At 67.7% G+C, this 15436-nt stretch carries 15 protein-coding genes and 1 tRNA gene; 8 read left to right on the top strand and 8 right to left on the bottom strand.

Features of this window, described 5'->3' with window-relative positions; genetic code table 11:
* Positions 1–2: 2 nt before the first annotated feature.
* Positions 3–671, top strand: coding sequence for a DUF7119 family protein (locus tag ACNSN4_RS09080; RefSeq protein WP_418285498.1), 669 nt, complete (start codon positions 3–5; stop codon positions 669–671).
* Here ACNSN4_RS09080 and ACNSN4_RS09075 read toward each other — a convergent pair.
* Positions 644–1987, bottom strand: a complete 1344-nt coding sequence (locus ACNSN4_RS09075; protein ID WP_418285497.1) for a M20 family metallopeptidase — start codon at positions 1985–1987, stop codon at positions 644–646. The genes ACNSN4_RS09080 and ACNSN4_RS09075 overlap by 28 nt on opposite strands.
* A gap of 121 nt (positions 1988–2108) precedes the next feature.
* Here ACNSN4_RS09075 and ACNSN4_RS09070 point away from each other — a divergent pair.
* Positions 2109–2182: transfer RNA gene (locus ACNSN4_RS09070), tRNA-Lys, on the top strand.
* Positions 2183–2355: 173 nt separating this feature from the next.
* On the opposite strand, the gene ACNSN4_RS09065 is transcribed toward ACNSN4_RS09070, so the two are convergent.
* The 5 genes from ACNSN4_RS09065 to hjc all read right to left on the bottom strand — a co-directional run bounded on the left by ACNSN4_RS09065 (position 2356) and on the right by hjc (position 7665).
* Positions 2356–3012, bottom strand: a complete 657-nt coding sequence (locus ACNSN4_RS09065; RefSeq protein ID WP_418285496.1) for a lactate utilization protein — start codon at positions 3010–3012, stop codon at positions 2356–2358.
* 335 nt (positions 3013–3347) lie between these two features.
* Positions 3348–4997 carry a thermosome subunit alpha gene (gene thsA / locus ACNSN4_RS09060; protein ID WP_418285553.1) on the bottom strand — a complete coding sequence of 550 codons (1650 nt, stop codon included), beginning with the start codon at positions 4995–4997 and terminating at the stop codon, positions 3348–3350.
* 431 nt (positions 4998–5428) lie between these two features.
* Positions 5429–5971 (bottom strand): KH domain-containing protein, encoded by a 543-nt coding sequence (locus ACNSN4_RS09055; protein ID WP_418285495.1) that lies wholly within the window; start codon positions 5969–5971, stop codon positions 5429–5431.
* 115 nt (positions 5972–6086) lie between these two features.
* Positions 6087–7040, bottom strand: coding sequence for a serine/threonine-protein kinase Rio1 (gene rio1 / locus ACNSN4_RS09050; protein WP_418285494.1), 954 nt, complete (start codon positions 7038–7040; stop codon positions 6087–6089).
* A gap of 103 nt (positions 7041–7143) precedes the next feature.
* Positions 7144–7665, bottom strand: a complete 522-nt coding sequence (gene hjc / locus ACNSN4_RS09045; protein ID WP_418285493.1) for a Holliday junction resolvase Hjc — start codon at positions 7663–7665, stop codon at positions 7144–7146.
* Positions 7666–7780: 115 nt separating this feature from the next.
* Here hjc and ACNSN4_RS09040 point away from each other — a divergent pair, with 115 nt between their 5' ends.
* Positions 7781–8311: a winged helix-turn-helix domain-containing protein gene (locus ACNSN4_RS09040; RefSeq protein ID WP_418285492.1), complete on the top strand. Its 531-nt coding sequence runs from the start codon at positions 7781–7783 to the stop codon at positions 8309–8311.
* Positions 8312–8331: 20 nt separating this feature from the next.
* Here the strand turns inward: ACNSN4_RS09040 and ACNSN4_RS09035 are convergent, their stop codons facing one another.
* On the bottom strand, positions 8332–9552 hold the full coding sequence (locus tag ACNSN4_RS09035; RefSeq protein WP_418285491.1) for an acyl-CoA dehydrogenase family protein: 1221 nt from the start codon (positions 9550–9552) through the stop codon (positions 8332–8334).
* A gap of 171 nt (positions 9553–9723) precedes the next feature.
* Between ACNSN4_RS09035 and ACNSN4_RS09030 the strand changes: the two genes are divergently transcribed.
* Positions 9724–10791, top strand: coding sequence for a phosphotransferase family protein (locus ACNSN4_RS09030; RefSeq protein ID WP_418285490.1), 1068 nt, complete (start codon positions 9724–9726; stop codon positions 10789–10791).
* Positions 10792–10897: 106 nt separating this feature from the next.
* A complete protein-coding gene (locus ACNSN4_RS09025; protein WP_418285489.1) occupies positions 10898–12106 on the top strand; it encodes a potassium channel family protein in 1209 nt (402 codons plus the stop codon).
* 31 nt (positions 12107–12137) lie between these two features.
* Here the strand turns inward: ACNSN4_RS09025 and ACNSN4_RS09020 are convergent, their stop codons facing one another.
* Entirely contained in the window at positions 12138–12671 is a 534-nt protein-coding gene (locus ACNSN4_RS09020; RefSeq protein ID WP_418285488.1) for an NADPH-dependent FMN reductase, read from the bottom strand.
* Between the two features lie 175 nt (positions 12672–12846).
* Here ACNSN4_RS09020 and ACNSN4_RS09015 point away from each other — a divergent pair, with 175 nt between their 5' ends.
* From ACNSN4_RS09015 to ACNSN4_RS09005, 3 genes are all read left to right on the top strand, one after another.
* Positions 12847–14226, top strand: a complete 1380-nt coding sequence (locus ACNSN4_RS09015; RefSeq protein WP_418285487.1) for a phosphoglucomutase/phosphomannomutase family protein — start codon at positions 12847–12849, stop codon at positions 14224–14226.
* Positions 14227–14321: 95 nt separating this feature from the next.
* Positions 14322–14618, top strand: a complete 297-nt coding sequence (locus ACNSN4_RS09010; RefSeq protein ID WP_418285486.1) for a hypothetical protein — start codon at positions 14322–14324, stop codon at positions 14616–14618.
* Between the two features lie 60 nt (positions 14619–14678).
* Positions 14679–15422, top strand: coding sequence for a DNA polymerase sliding clamp (locus tag ACNSN4_RS09005; RefSeq protein ID WP_418285485.1), 744 nt, complete (start codon positions 14679–14681; stop codon positions 15420–15422).
* The last annotated feature ends 14 nt before the right edge of the window (positions 15423–15436 follow it).

Below are 15436 nucleotides of genomic sequence, written 5' to 3'. Positions count from 1 at the left end.
GTATGAACGAGGATTCACGCGCGGACCGACGCTCCCCCGTCGGCGAGCCCGTCGTCCGGTCCGACCCCGCAGTAACTGGCGATCGGGCCGCCGAGGCGGTCGGGTTCGACCCGAACGACCCCGAGAGCGTCGCCGAGGCCGCGGAGACCGTCGCCCGCTTCGCCGCCGGCGACGTCGGCGACGACGACCACGTGTTGATGCTCCGCGGAGCAGCCGCCTGCGCGGCGCTCGTCCGCGGCGTCGGCTCGTACAAAGAGGCGGCCGCGCGCGCCGGAGACGACGTCTCGGTGGCGTTCATCCGCAAGTGGGCCCGCGTCCACGATCTCCCGCAGGCGATTCGCCGACAGGTCGCGAGCGGACAGATAGCGCCGAGCGCCGCGAAGCACATCGCGCGGCTCGGCGGCACCGACCGCTACCTCCTCGCCTGGGCGACCATCGACGGCGACCTCACGGTTCGCGAGATCCGGGCGATCGCCTCTGCGGTCAACGACGGCAGCGACGTCGAAAGCGCGGTCCGCGAGGCCGGCGTCGAACTCGGTCACGTCGGGCTGCGACTACCGACTGACACCTACGTGGAGCTCAGACGACGCGCGTCGAACCAGAACGTCGACCCCGGGACGCTCGTCGCCGAGGCGCTCGACGACTACTTCGCCGCGTCGGACCCGGAGTAGCTCGCTGCGAACCGACTCACCGTCGCCGCGAGCGCCTCGCGGGCCCGCTCCACCTCCGCCCATGCGATCGTCTCGTCCGGGTAGTGCGCCTCCGTGATGTTACCGGGACCGAGCAGCACCGTCGGGATCCCCGCCGCGACGTAATGCCGAGAGTCCGCGCCGTAGGTGGCGCCAGTCGGTGCGGCGGCCCGGACGCCAGCGTCGGCGAGCCCCGTGCGAGCCGCCTCGACGACGGGCTCGTCGACGGCGATTTCGGCTGGCTCGAACTGCACCGAGAACCGCTCGAACGTCGGTGGCTGCTCGCGGAGCCACGCGTCGTCGGCAACGACCGCATCCAGCCGCGCGCGGAACGCCGCCTCCACCTCGTCGACCGTCTCGCCCGGCGCGACGCCGATTCGGAACTCCGCGGTAAGCGTCGCCGGGACCGTTGACGCCCACGATCCCGCCTCGACCCGACCACAGACGACCGGCCACGGGACGGGAAACTCGGTGTACAACGGATGTGTCACGTGCTCGCCGCGCTCCGTCTCTAAGTCGGTGAACGCCTCGCGGATCGCCTCGAACCGCGGGAGGACGTCTTCTCCCCGCCAGCGCGTCGCGGCGTGTGCGCTCCGACCGGTGAGTTCCAGTCGCGCCATCAGGGATCCCTCGCAGGCGACGACGGGGCGGAGATCGGTCGGCTCCGCGACGACGGCCGCGTCGCGCTCGAAGGGATACGGGTTCGCGAGCGCCGCGGTCGCCGCGCCGTAGCCGCCGTCCTCCTCGCCGGCGACTGCCTCGACGACGATACGGAGGCCGTCGGGGAACGCGAGGTCGCCGCGTTCGGTGCGGTCGCGTACATCGAGCGCCGCGCCGACGCACGCCGCCAGCCCGGATTTCATGTCCGCCGCGCCGCGGGCGGTGAGGGTTTCGGCGTCCGCGTCCGTCGCGAGGTCCGCCCCGTCGGTCTGCCACAGCGGCTCGAACGGATCGCTCGACCACTCGGCCGGTTCGGCCGGCACGACGTCGATGTGCCCGTTCAACACGACCGTCGGGACGTCGTCCGAACCGGTCTCGTCGGTGGGGTCGCGAGCGGCGGCGTCGCCGAGGCGGAGGACGCCCGCGACGCTCCGGCGGCCGGCCACGTCGGTCGCGTCGAGGTCGTCCGGAAAAGACGGGTGGTCCGCGAGGAGGTCGGCGTCGGCGTCCCACGAGACGGTCTCGAAGCCGAGGGCCGCGAGTCGTTCCTCGACGAGGTCGGCCGCGGCGGCCTCCTCGCCGGCGGTGGAGGGGACCGCGCAGAGGTCGGCCGCGAACGCGCGCATGTCGAAGTCCATGGTCACGGCGACGGCGGGTGGGCGGAAACCGTTTCGGGTCGGGGGGGAGTACGGGCGGCGGGGGCGTCGTAAGGGGGTTTCGAACCGTTTATCAGTGGTCTACCCCTACCGTGACTCGCCTGGGCCGGTAGCTCAGTTAGGGAGAGCGTCCGGCTTTTAACCGGACGGTCGGGGGTTCGAATCCCTCCCGGCCCGCTGTACCGCCGCGAGCACTATCGCGAGCGGCGGTGCTGTGCTGAGGGAGGGTTCGAACCCGTCGCAGCCTCTAGGTGCGGCTGACGCTCGTTCGCCCGACCTACGCTCGCGTGGATCCCCTTGCCCGTGCAGCGAACCGCCGAGCACCGGTAAAATAAAACCGAACCGTCGTCTCAGTACCCGAGCTGCTCGCGAACCAGCACGACCGTCGTCCGGCCTTCTTCGGTCTCCTGTCGGTAGATGAGCTGCTTGGCGATCGCCGACTCGACGCCGTACGCCTCCTGTGCGCGTTCGTTTTCCAGCGGGTACGCGACGGATTCGAGACGATCGAGTGCGTCAGAGAGCGTCGGAACGATCTTGTTCACGCCGCTGACGATAACGACGTTGCCGGCGGCGAACGGGTACGCCCCGATCCGGCTGCCCGAGAGGTCGGCGGCGACGAGCTCTCCGGTCGTCGCGATCGCGTTGATTCCGCCGAGGAAGTAGTCGGCCGTCTGCGACGCCCGACGTGCGGTCTGTCGCTCCGCGTCGTCGTCGATGCTCCAGATCTGATCGGGGAGGCTCTCCCACTCGTGGTCGCCCTCGCTGAGGTGGTCGTCGAAGCCGATCTCTTCGAGCGTCGTCGAGTGTCCGTTCATCACGGACGCGCCCGCAGGGATCTGTGTCTCGACCGCCTCCAGCGCCGCCGCGGCGTCGTCGACGACTACCACGTCGAACCCGTTCGCTTCGAGATTCTCGACCGCCTTCTCGACGGTCTCGTCGTCGGGCATCTGGTCGAGCGCGTCGTCGATCTCGGCGTCGTCTGCGTAGTCTGCTTTCTGCTGTGGCATAGTGAAGTGAGTTTGAAGCTGGCCCGCAGCGCATCGCTTGGTGAGCGGTTCACCGGAACGCGCCACGAGCCGTTTCGTCGTTGTATTGAACGCCGAGGAGCCACTTAATCGCTCGCGAACACCCGTGTCTGGTGGTTACACCGGTGTTATCGTCATGTTGGTATGGAAACTAAAATAGAATGCGACGAGCCGCCGGCTACGTGATCGATTATCGTGGCAGTCGGCGATGAAAATCGCGTGTCGTCGAGGCCCGAAGGGGCGCGCGACGGTCAGTCGACGGGTCGGTTCGCGGAACGGCTGCAGTCGGGGTGGATGTAAGTGTGTCCGATCGTCGCTTACATCGCACCGCCCATGCCGCCCATACCGCCCATGCCGCCCATACCGCCGGGTGCGCCGCCGGGGCCGCCCTCGTCGCCGCCGTCGTCGGAGCCGCCGCCCTTGAGGTCACCGGCCGCGATGACGTCGTCGATGCGGAGGATCATGACGGCCGCCTCGGTCGCGGACTCGATGGCCTGGGTCTTGACGCGGAGCGGCTCCACGACGCCCTCGGCCTCCATGTCGATCACGTCGCCCGTGTAGGCGTCGAGACCGGCACCGAACTCGCCGCCGTCGTGACGGGAGCGGAGGTCGACCAGCGAGTCGATGGGGTCGAGACCCGCGTTCTCGGCGAGCGTGCGCGGGATGACTTCCAGCGCGTCGGCGAACGCCTCGACGGCGAGCTGCTCGCGGCCGCCGACGGAGTCGGCGAAGTCGCGGAGCTGCAGCGCGAGCTCGGCCTCGGGGGCGCCGCCGCCGGGCAGGACCTGCCCGTCGAGCAGCGTGGTGCGGACGACGCCGAGCGAGTCCTCGATGGCGCGCTCGACCTCGTCGACGACGTGCTCGGTGCCGCCGCGGATGATGAGCGTGACGGACTTGGCCTCCTCGACGTCCTCGACGAAGATGCGCTCGTCGCCGCCGATGTCCTTCTGGGCGACGGAGCCGGCGAAGCCGAGGTCGTCCGACTCGATGTCTTCGAGGTTGGAGACGACGCGGCCGCCGGTCGCGCGGGCGAGGCGTTTGAGGTCGCCGGACTTCGCGCGGCGGACCGCGAGGATGCCCTCCTGCGCGAGGTAGTGCTGAGCCATGTCGTCGATGCCGTCGCCGACGAAGACGACGTCGGCGTCGATGTCGACGAGGTGGTCGACCATCTCGCGGAGCTGCTCCTCTTCCTGGTCGAGGAACTGCTGGAGCTGGTCGGGGTCGGTGACGTTGACTTCCGCGTCGATCTCCGTCTCCTTCACTTCGATGGCGCCGTCGAACAGCGCGACGTTGGCGTCCTCAACGGCGTAGGGCATGTTCTCGTCGACGCGCTCTTTGTCGACGATGACGCCCTCGACGAGCTCGGACTTGTCGATGGAGCTGCCGACGACCTTCTCGACGGAGACGTTCTCCGTGTCGATGCCTTCCTCGTCTTTGACTGCGATGACAGCGTCGACGACGAGCTCGGCGAGGAGGTCCTTCGCGTTCTCGGCGCCCTTGCCCGTCATCGCCGTGGCGGCGATCTGGACGAGAGTGTCGCGGTCGTCCTCGGAGACCTCGATGGCCTGCTCTTCGAGGATTTCCTTGGCCTTCTCGGCGGCCTGACGGTATCCCTGCGCGAGCGTGGTCGCGTGGATGTCCTGGTCGAGGAGTTCCTCGGCCTGATCGAGGAGTTCCCCGGCGACGACGACCGCAGAGGTGGTGCCGTCACCGACTTCCTCCTCTTGGGTCTCGGAGACCTCGACGATCATGTTGGCCGCCGGGTGGTCGATGTCCATCTCCTTGAGGATGGTGACGCCGTCGTTCGTGACGACGACCGACCCGCCGGAGTCGACGAGCATCTTGTCCATCCCTTTCGGGCCGAGCGTGGTGCGGACGGACTCCGCGACCGCCTTGCCGGCCGTGATATTCATGTTCTGAGCGTCCTTTCCGGATGTACGCTGCGACTCCTCGGAAAGTACGATCATGGGCTGATTGCCCATCCGCTGGCGCTGTGACATTACAGCCATTGATTGATTGTGATTCTATATAAACCTTTTGTTCAGGTCGTGCGAAAACGCAACACGGTGGGGGCGTATCGGTCGGTGTGAGGCACGTTCACATGCCCCTTTATATAGAACTCCAGATCGAGTGTTGGGACGTGAATCGGTGATAAATGAACCCGCAGTCGGCGCGTCCCGGTGAGCGGCCCGAAGGGCCGCGACCAGCGAGGGATCGAAGGTCCCTCTGGCAGCCGACGCGTAGCGCCGGCGACGACGGTGCGAGGGACGCGGCGAGCGCTGACAAGCGCGAGCCGCGAGGTCGGGGCTTTGGAGGGATTTATCGTATCGCTAGAAGCAGTCTGTTATAAACGAACAACGACGACGAGGCCGACGCGGGCATCGAGAAATCCGCTCGCTCATTGCGGCGCGTTGAAGCTCACGTCGTCGTCGAGCTCGTTCGACATCCGCTCCAAGTACGAGTACACCGCGCCGTGCGGGGCGCCGTCCAGCAGCATGCCGACCGCCCGCCGGACGACCTCGATCTCTTCGGGCTGACCGACCGCCCCGACCGTCGACCCGTAGACGACGACGCTCGCGCCCGATAGCTCCTCGATCAGCTCTCGCGTTCGTCCGTTCTCGCCGATGATCCGCCCCTTCTTGCGCTGGAGGTCGTTGTCGTTACGCGTGTGCTCGGACAGATCGATCAGGTCGAACGTCCGGAGGTCGTGGTCGAGGATCGACAGCGCCGTCTCCGGTTTGAACCCCCGACCGATCGCCTTGATCACGTCCGGCGCCACCATCGCGGCGACCGGGTCGTCGCGCTCCTCGATAGCGACGCTGCCCGACTCCGAGTCGATGTCGAGCCGCACGTTCGCCCGCTCTTCGATCTCCCGCATCGTCTCGCCGCCGGCGCCGATGACGACGCCGATACGGTCCTGCGGAACCGTCACGTGTTGCATACGGCAAAGTACCCGGCCAAGCCTTTTAAACGTGTTCCGGTGGCTCGGGGAATGCGGGCGTGTGACGGGGTGTTTCGACGCTCTCGGGGCGGTTTCGATCAGAACGTCCTGCGAGTTACTCTCCGTCCGACTTCGACTCCCCGTCTGATTCTGCCTCCCCGTCCGACTCCGGCTCCGTCACGTACGCGCGGAGGTCGTCGGGGTCGACGTCGATCCCCTCCCGGGTGAAAAACGTCGCCACGTTCTCGCAGTCGCGGTCGAGGAACTCGCCGGCGTTCGGGTGATGAACCGTCACCGCCTGTCCCAGATCGATGATCACCAGCTCGCCCTCGTGGATGATCATGTTGTACTCCGAGAGGTCGCCGTGGATCAGCCCCGCGCTGAAGAGGCGGCGCATGTACTCGCGGACGACCTCGTAGGCGGTCTCGGGGTTCTCGACGTCGACCTCGTTCAGCCGCCGCGCGCGGTCGTCGGCGTGGCCGACCAGCTCCATCACGAGGACGTTCCGCTGCACGGCGATCGGTTCCGGAACGCGCACGCCCGCCTTTCGGGCGCGCTTGAGATTCGCGAACTCCTTGCGGGTCCACGCGAGGACGACCGCCTTCTTGTCGCTCGCGATCCCCTCGAACCGGGGGTCGCCCTCCAGGTAATCGCGCATCTGCCGGAAGTTCGAGGAGTTGATCCGGTACACTTTCACGGCGACCTCGCGCTCCGGATGGACGCCCTCGGGACCGCCGCCAGCGGCCGCCGATCCGGGCTCCGGTCGCTCGCCCGCCTGCCCGCCGAGCGCCTCGAAGACGCTCGCCTCCTTTCCGGTCGAGACGGGGCCGCCGAAGGCGTCGATGTAGCCGTCTTGGACGAGCTTGTAGATCGCGGCGAGCGTCGCGTCGTCGAACACCGACTCCTGGAGTTTGAACTGCTCGGTGTCTTTGATCCGCTTGCGGAACTCGGAGAACTCCCGGTCCTGCCGGCGGGCGATCCGGTCGGCCTCCGTGTCGGAGACGTCCAGTTGTTCCCACTCGTCGCCGGGCTGCTCGTCGGGTTCGAGCAGGACGAACTCCTCGCTCATTCGTGTTCGCATTCGGCGCGACGCCTGATAAGGGAGCGGGTCGGACGACGGAGAGGAAACGGCGACGTCGACGGCGGCGACGGTGGGGACGTTCGAAGCGGGCTCACAACACGTCGAGGGCGTCGTCGACCGGCATGTAGCCGTCTCGAACCGCTTCGAGGATCTCCCGGCGCTCCTCGTCGAGGTCGACGCCGACCTCGTCGAGCGTCACCTTCTCCGTCTCGCCGACGAACTCCGGGAAGTCGGTCCCGTCGGCGAGCGCGGTCTCCTTTTTGACCCGATACGACCCGGCGTCCGTCGTGTACAGGTCGCCGGGGTGGAAGAAGTACCAGTCCTCGCGGTCGAACCGGACCGCGATCCGGGCCTTCGCGCCGAAGTTTCGAGCGAAGAAGAGCAGCGCTTCGACCTCCTCGCCGGTGAGGTAGATCGGGTTGCCCGCGCTCGATTTCGCCTCGATCGCGTAGAACGTGTCTCCGTCCCCCGCGAGCACGTCGGGAAGCTCGCGCTCCGTCGCGGCGCCGCTGGCCGGTGCGCGCATCACGGCGAACCCCGCCTCGTCCAGTGCGTTGACGAGCTCGCGCTCGCGGCGGTCGCCCTTCCGATTAGCGGACACGGTCGTCGTCACCCGGTTCGTTCATCGTCGCGTCGTAGGCGGGAGCCGGTCAAAAGGGCGGCGGGTTGGGATCGGTCGTTACCGTCCCCAATACTGATTACCGTGTCGCGTCCACCTACACCGAGAAATGCCCGAGAAACAGGCTATCCCCGACTGGAACCTCTCCGAGCGCGACACCCTCATCCTCCAAGAGCTCGCGCGCGACCCGCAGCTCACTTCCCGTGGGCTCCGTGACCTCCTCGAGGAGGAACACGGTATCGACGTCTCTCACGTTACGGTCAACGAGTCGATCCGACGGATGCGCGAGGACGGCGTGTTTCGCGAGGCGCTCGTGCCCAACGAGGAGTACCTCTTCTTCTCGCTGTTCGAGTTCCAATTCAACCCGCAGGGGTTCGACGAGCACTGGCGCGACGCGCTCGAACACATCCGATCGAGCCGTCACACGTTCATGTACTTCCTCTCGGACGGCGACTACCAGTGGAAGACCATCATGATGTTCAAGGACCGCGAACAGGAGTCGAAATGGATCCACGAGTTCTACAAGGAGTACGGCGAGCTCGTCAGTAACCTCCGCAACTCCGTCGTGACGAACGTGCTCAAGTTCGGCACCGATCCGGAGCTGTTCGAGGTGTTTCAGGAGGACGGCGACGACGAGTGAGCCGCGCCGCTGACGCCAACTTAGTCGAACTCGCCGAACCGCGTAATCGCCTCCAGCTCCTCGGTCGGTGGGTCCTCGAACGCGTCACGGGCGATCGACCGTCGGTGGACCTCGTCCGCGCCGTCGACGAGCCGGAACTGCCTGACGTTCTCGTGGAACCGCGCGATCGGGAGGTCGTAGGCGATCCCGTTGCCGCCGCAGAACTGGAGCGCGTCGTCGATCGCCTCCTGGACGACGTTCGCCGCGAACGTCTTCGCCATCGCGACCCCGATTCGGGCCTCGTGGCCGTCCGCGATCCGCCCGGCGGCGTGCCGGACCATCGTGCGGGCGGCGTGGAGCTCGGTCCGGCGGTCGGCGATCCGGAACCGCGGCCCCTGTTTCTCCGAGAGCGGCTCACCGAACCCCTCGCGCTCCGAGAGGTACGCGGTCGCGATGTCGAGCGCGCGGTCGGCCATCCCGGCGTACCGCATGCAGTGCGTGAGCCGGGCCGGACCGAGCCGCTGCTGCACGAGCGTGAACCCCTCGTTCTCCTCGCCGAGCGTGTTCGCTGTCGGGACGCGCACGTCGTCGAACCGGATCTCGGCGTGCGTCGTTCCGACGAGCCCCTCGCCGAGGTGCGGGATGTTCCGGACGACCTCGACGCCCTCGGCGTCGGCGGGCACGAGGATCACGGAACAGCCCGCGTACGGGTGCGCCTCTTGGTCGGTACGGGCGAAGACGAGGAGGAGGTCGGCCTCGACGCCCCCGGTCGTCCACCACTTGTGGCCGTTGATGACCCACTCGCCGTCTTCCTTCTCGGCGGTCGTCGCGAGCATTTTGGGATCGGAGCCGCCGCCTTGTATGGGCTCCGTCATCGCGAACCCGGAGTCGATCTCGCCGGTCGCCAGCGGGCGGAGCCAGCGCTCCTTCTGTGCGTCCGTCGCGGCGATCTCGAGGGTGTGCATGTTGCCCTCGTCGGGGGCCGCACACCGCAGCGCGAGCGGGCCGAGCAGGCTCCGGCCCGCCTCCTCGAACACCGGTAGCATCTCGCGGAAGCCCAAGCCGAGGCCGCCGTACTCATCGGCGACCTGCGGCGCGTAGATCCCGCGATCCCGTGCGGCGTCCCGCAGCGCCTCGATCTCCGCGTCGGGGATCGGCCCGCGCCCCAGCCACTCGCGCTCGATCGGGAGCACCGTCTCGTCGACGAACTCCCGCACCGCTTCCGCGATCTCCGGTCCGCGCCCGATGTCGTCGTACTCCATAGCAACCTATTCCTTAGCAATGTAAATAGTGGTTCCGGGTAACATCCCCCAAAAGGCTATTACGTCCGAAAATAACCCCCTATCCAACGAGAGAAAATTTACAATGTTAGTCGAATACGCCGATGGCGGTGGAATTCGTTCGACCGCTCATCGGCAGGGGGCGGATCGAGCGTGAGCGACACCGACTACCTCGACCGATTGGTCGACGACGACGCGCTCGGGTCGTATCTGACGGCGGAGCTCGGGCCGGTCGACTCGTTCAGCGTCGAGCGACACGCGGCGGGTCACTCCAACGAGACCCTGTTCGTGACGTGGGGCGATCGCGAACTGGTGATCCGGCGGCCGCCTCCCGGCGAGACGGCCGACACCGCCCACGACGTGTTGCGAGAGTACCGCGTCGTCGACGCACTCGGCGATACCGACGTCCCCGTTCCGCGAACCCTCCGCGCCTGCGACGACCACGACGTCATCGGCAGCGACTTCTACCTCATGGAGCGGACCGCGGGCGACGTGCTTCGAGACGAGGAGCCGGAGCGGTTCGCCGATCCGGTCGCCCGCGAGCGGGTCGGCGCCGAACTCGTCGACACGCTGGCGGCGATCCACGCGGTGGACTACGAGTCGATCGGACTCGGCGAGTTCGGTCGGCCAGCGGGGTACACGGCCCGGCAGGTCGACCGCTGGACCGCCCAGCTCGACTGGGCGTTCGAGACGACCGAGACCGTGCGGGAGGTTCCCGAACTCGTCGCCGTCGGCGAGTGGCTCGCCGACAACGTCCCCGAGAGCCACTCCGAGACGCTCGTGCACGGCGACTTCAAGCTCGACAACGTGATGTACGGTCCCGGGACCCCGCCGGAGGTCGTCGCCGTCTTCGACTGGGAGCTGTCGACGCTCGGCGATCCGCTCGCCGACCTCGGCTGGCTGCTGCTGTTCTGGTACGACGAGGGCGATCCGGACCCGGCGATGCCGGAGCTGATGTCGACGTTCACCGCGCGGGACGGCTATCCCACCCGCGACGAACTCGTCGCGCGCTACGAATCCTCGACTGGACGGGAGTTCACCGGCGAGCGCTTCTACCGGGCGCTCGCCGCCTACAAGATGGCCGCACTCGGCGAGATGTTCCTCGCACGGCACCTGAACGACGACAGCGACGACGCGCTCTATCCGAAGATGGAGACGCAGGTACCGACGCTCGCGGCGCGGGCGCTCGCCTACGTCGAGGGCGACACCGATCGGCTGTGAACTGCGACACCGATCGGCGGTGAACTGCGACACCGATCGGCGGTGAACTTCCCCCGATCCGGGCCGTCGGCGAACGCTTTAGTGCTCGCCGCGAGACCGTTCTGGCATGGACTTCCCGGAGGGCGAGGCATCGGCGGCGCCGATCGAGTACGAGCCTGTCAGCGTCAAAGACGTACTAGTCGAGATGAAAGACACCGCCGAGCTGCTGATCGACCTCTCGTACTCCGCCGTGTTACATCGTAACGAGGAGCTGGCGATGGAGGTACTCCGGCTGGAGCGGCGGATGGACTACCTCGAGATGCGCGCGAACATGAGCCTCCTCATGTCCGCGCGGAACCCCTCCGACGCCGAACAGCTGGCGCCCGTGTTGAACATCGTCTCGGCGACCGACCAGATCAGCGACGCCGCCGGCGACATCGCGAAGATCGTGTTAGAGGAGATCGGTCTCCCGGACGCCATGCGCGCGGCGCTCCCCGAGGCGGTCGAGACGCTCCTCCGAGGCGTCGCCGCCGAATCGTCCCCGTATGCCGACCGCACCCTCAAAGAGATCGACTTGGAGTCCGAGACCGGCGTCCGCGTGATCGCGCTGCGGCGCGGCGACGACTGGCTGCTCAACCCCGGGCCGAAGACGGCTATTCACGCGGGCGACGTGGCGCTGCTCCGCGGTCCGGACTCCGCGGTCGGCGACGTGTACGAGACGCTGACCGGCGACGCGTACGAGCCGACAGTGGACGAGTCCGACTCCATCGCCGACCTCGAACGAGCGGTCGACACGATCGTTCACATGAAGAATCTCTCCGAGCTGGCCGTCGACCTGGCGTACAGCAGCGTCCTGTTCGACGACGCGGAGATCGCCGAGGAGGTCTCGAACCTCGAAGTCGAGGTCGACGGACTCCAGTCTCGGTTCGAGGCGTGGGTACTGCAGGCGGCCGCCGACGCGGAGGACCCCGTCGCCCTCCGCGGGCTGATCCACCTCGGCACCAGCACCGAAGCGATCAGCGACGCCGCGCTCGACATCAGCGAGGGCGTCCGGCGTAACATCGACGTTCACCCCGTCGTTCGCCTCGCCGTCCAGGAGAGCGACGAGATCATCTCACGCATCGAGGTCGCGCCGGGGAGCGCGCTCGCCGGCACCGCAGTCAGGGGGGGGCTCCCGGACGCCGACGCGACGATGTCGGTGATCGCGATCCGCAGACCGGGAGAGGGCTGGCTGCTCGTCGCCGACGCCGACACCGAACTCCGCGGCGGCGACATCGTCATCGCGAAGGGAACGCGAACGGCCGCGAAGGAGTTCGTCAAGCTGGCGCACGCCTGAGCGACGGCGCTAGCGTCCGATTCAGGCCCTCTCAGTCTCGGAGTCGCTCCGCGTGCTCGACCACGATCCGTCCGAGTCGCTCCGTCCGTTCTCGCAGGTCGTCGTCGCGGAAACGCCCCTCGTCGTCGATGGCGGAAGAGGCTCCGCGAATGCCGACCTCGTGCGGAACGGTCCACGCGTGGACGTTCCGGAACGTCGACCGGAGGTGTTCGAGGGTTCCACCGTACGAGCCACCGCCGGCGGTCGCGAGCAGGCCGACGGCGGTGTTTGCGTACTCCTCGGAGCCGCAGAAGTCGTGGAAGTTCTTGAACGTCGACGAGTAGGAGCCGCGGTACACCGGCGTGCCGGCGAGGACGCCGTCCGCCTCGCGAACCTGTCGTGTCAACCCTTCGCTGTCGCCCTGTACGTCCTCGTTCGGGTGATACAGCGGGAGATCGACCGCGCCCAGGTCGATCAGGTCCGTGTCGGCGCCGGCGTCGACCGCGGCGTCGAGCGCGACGCGAAGCGCGGCGCGCGTCGTGCTCCCGTCCCGGCGGCTGCCGGATATCGCGACGATTCGGGTCATAGAATCGCTTCGCGGGCCGAGTGCAAAAGCGCGACGTGTCGATTCGGCGCGTCTGTCGGTGGTTCGTCCGCCGCTTTGCGTTCCGCCGCGGCTCGGTGACTCGTCCGCCCACCGCGCTACGCAAGGTTCGTAAGCGACACCGGGCCTTATTATCTCGGCTGTTGAGGGTGGGGACATGGACCAGATCTCATTCGGAACCGACGGCTGGCGAGCGACGCTCGATACCTTCACCGACGACCGCGTCCGGATCGTCGGGCAGGCGGTCGCCGACCACCTCGCGGCGGCGGGTCACGACGAGCCGGTCGCGGTCGGCTACGACGCCCGCGAAACGAGCGAGGGGTTCGCCGAGAGCCTCGCCGAGGTGCTCGCGGGCAACGGCTTCGACGTGGTGCTTCCCGAGCGCGACGCCCCCACGCCGGTGATCGCCTACGCGATCGTCGACCGCGGGCTCGCCGGGGCCTGCATGGTCACCGCCTCGCACAACCCGCCGGAGTACAACGGCGTGAAGTTCATCCCGAGCGACGGCGCCCCCGCCCTCCCGGGCGTGACGGAGGACATCGTCGAGCGGCTCGCGGAGCCCGACCTGCTCCCGGAGGCCGAACGCGGCGATATTTCGCGGGTCGATCTCGTCGCCGCACACGCCGAGGCCGCACGCGACCTCGTGGGCGCTGACCTCGACGGACTCACCGTCGCGTACGACGCGATGCACGGCAGCGGCCGCGGCGTCACCGACGCGCTCCTCGAGTCCGCCGGCGCGGAGGTCCGACGGCTGCGCTGCGACCGCGACGTGACCTTCGGCGGCGAGTCTCCCGAGCCGAGCGCGGAGCACCTCGGCGAGCTGGCAACCGTCGTCACCGACCCCGACAGCGACGTGGACCTGGGCGTCGCGAACGACGGCGACGCGGACCGGATCGCGGTCGTCACGCCCGAGCGCGGCGTGCTCGACGCCAACCTGTTTTACGCCGCCTGCTACGACCGGCTGCTCGAATCGGACGCCGGACCGGCCGTCCGCACCGTCTCGACCACGTTCCTCGTGGACCGCATCGCGGAGGCGCACGGCCAGGAGGTGTACGAGACGCCGGTCGGATTCAAGTGGGTCGCGGAAGCGATGGGCGAACACGACGCCCTGTTCGGCGGCGAGGAGTCGGGCGGGTTCACCCTCCGCGGCCACGTCCGGGAGAAGGACGGCGTGTTGATGGCGCTGCTCGCCGCGGGCACGCACGCCGCGGAGCCGTTCGACGACCGCGTTGACCGCCTGCTCGACGAGCACGGCCACATCGCGGCGGGGAAGGTGTCTCTCGACTGCCCCGACAACCGGAAGGCGGGCGTGCTCGCCGAACTGGAGGATCATATCCCCGAATCAGTGAACGGCCACGCGGTCGCCAAGGTCGTCACCCTCGACGGGTTCAAGCTCCTCTTGGAGAACGGCTCGTGGCTCCTCGTCCGGCCCTCCGGAACCGAGCCGATGCTCCGCGTGTACGCCGAGGCCGACAGCGACGAGGCCGTCACCGACTTACTCGCCGAGGGGCGCGAGATCGTCGAGCCGCTGATCTGACCACGACTTTCAGTTCCACCTTGCATTCGGCTCAGATACTTATTAATTAACCTCGTATCGTCGTATGCGGCCCGTCAGCCGGCCGTATCTCACCCATGACCGACGATCCATGCGCCGCGAGAGCCGACGGTATCGATACCGGGGGTGGCGACGTCGAGGATACCGATGCCGAGGGTGTCGACGAGGTCGACCTCGTCGATCGACCGCGGTCGCACGACGACGACCCACCGCCGGAAGACAGCATCGACGACGGCCTCGATGACGACCTCGACGACGACCTTGACGACGACCCCGACCACGAGCCCCTCGCGTACCGGCTCGAACGGCTCCGACTGTGGCGAGCCGTGGTGACGCTCGCGACCGTAATCGCCCGTCTGATCCGGTCGTTTTGAGCGTTTCCCTGCGAGCCGATTGGGTGGCTTTTTAGGTGATACCGCCGTAGCCGAACGTATATGTTCAAGGCCATCGTGGGCGCGTCGACGTTTCAGGACGCGCTCGATTCGGTGAGCGTGCTGGTCGACGAGTGTAAGATCCGCCTGAACGAGGAGGAGCTCTCGATCCGCGCCGTCGACCCCGCCAACGTCGGCATGGTCGATCTCACCCTCGAAGCTGCGGCGTTCGAGTCGTACGAGGCCGATGGCGGCGTCATCGGCGTCAACCTCGCCCGCCTCGAGGACATCGCCGGGATGGCGAACTCCGGCGACCTGATCCACCTCGAACTCGACGAGGAGACCCGCAAGCTCCACATCGAGATCGACGGCCTCTCGTACACCCTCGCGCTCATCGACCCGGACTCGATCCGACAGGAGCCGGACATCCCGGACCTCGATCTCGCCGCCGAGATCGTCGTCGAGGGCGCCCAGATCGACCGCGGGATCAAGGCCGCCGACATGGTCTCCGACCACATCCGACTTCGCGTTGACGAGGCCGACGAGGCCTTTTATATCGAGGCCGAGGGCGACACCGACGACGTCGACCTCAAACTGACCCGCGAGGACCTCATCGCGCTCACCGCCGGCCCGGCCGACTCGCTGTTCAGCCTCGACTACCTCAAGGACATGAACAAGGCGATCGCCTCCGACGCCGAGGTCACGATCGAGCTCGGCGAGGAGTTCCCCGTCAAACTCCACTACGGGTTCGCTGAAGGGCTCGGACAGGTTACGTTCATGCTAGCACCCCGCATTCAGAGCGACTGAAACGGCCGAACACT

Origin of the sequence: Halorubrum marinum, from assembly GCF_048381195.1 — an archaeon.
GTDB lineage: Archaea > Halobacteriota > Halobacteria > Halobacteriales > Haloferacaceae > Halorubrum.
Note: the sequence above shows the minus strand (reverse complement) of the source record. Positions and strands in the feature narration are given on the sequence as shown.

What these genes read in the sequence shown, in the direction of transcription:
- ACNSN4_RS09075 (WP_418285497.1), bottom strand. Translation starts at nt 1,987, where the DNA reads ATGGACTTCGACATGCGCGCGTTCGCGGCCGACCTCTGCGCGGTCCCC.
- ACNSN4_RS09015 (WP_418285487.1), top strand. Translation starts at nt 12,847, where the DNA reads ATGGACCAGATCTCATTCGGAACCGACGGCTGGCGAGCGACGCTCGAT.
- ACNSN4_RS09080 (WP_418285498.1), top strand. Translation starts at nt 3, where the DNA reads ATGAACGAGGATTCACGCGCGGACCGACGCTCCCCCGTCGGCGAGCCC.
- rio1 (WP_418285494.1), bottom strand. Translation starts at nt 7,040, where the DNA reads ATGAGCGAGGAGTTCGTCCTGCTCGAACCCGACGAGCAGCCCGGCGAC.
- ACNSN4_RS09055 (WP_418285495.1), bottom strand. Translation starts at nt 5,971, where the DNA reads ATGCAACACGTGACGGTTCCGCAGGACCGTATCGGCGTCGTCATCGGC.
- thsA (WP_418285553.1), bottom strand. Translation starts at nt 4,997, where the DNA reads ATGATCGTACTTTCCGAGGAGTCGCAGCGTACATCCGGAAAGGACGCT.
- ACNSN4_RS09010 (WP_418285486.1), top strand. Translation starts at nt 14,322, where the DNA reads ATGACCGACGATCCATGCGCCGCGAGAGCCGACGGTATCGATACCGGG.
- ACNSN4_RS09025 (WP_418285489.1), top strand. Translation starts at nt 10,898, where the DNA reads ATGGACTTCCCGGAGGGCGAGGCATCGGCGGCGCCGATCGAGTACGAG.
- ACNSN4_RS09020 (WP_418285488.1), bottom strand. Translation starts at nt 12,671, where the DNA reads ATGACCCGAATCGTCGCGATATCCGGCAGCCGCCGGGACGGGAGCACG.
- ACNSN4_RS09065 (WP_418285496.1), bottom strand. Translation starts at nt 3,012, where the DNA reads ATGCCACAGCAGAAAGCAGACTACGCAGACGACGCCGAGATCGACGAC.
- ACNSN4_RS09035 (WP_418285491.1), bottom strand. Translation starts at nt 9,552, where the DNA reads ATGGAGTACGACGACATCGGGCGCGGACCGGAGATCGCGGAAGCGGTG.
- ACNSN4_RS09005 (WP_418285485.1), top strand. Translation starts at nt 14,679, where the DNA reads ATGTTCAAGGCCATCGTGGGCGCGTCGACGTTTCAGGACGCGCTCGAT.
- ACNSN4_RS09040 (WP_418285492.1), top strand. Translation starts at nt 7,781, where the DNA reads ATGCCCGAGAAACAGGCTATCCCCGACTGGAACCTCTCCGAGCGCGAC.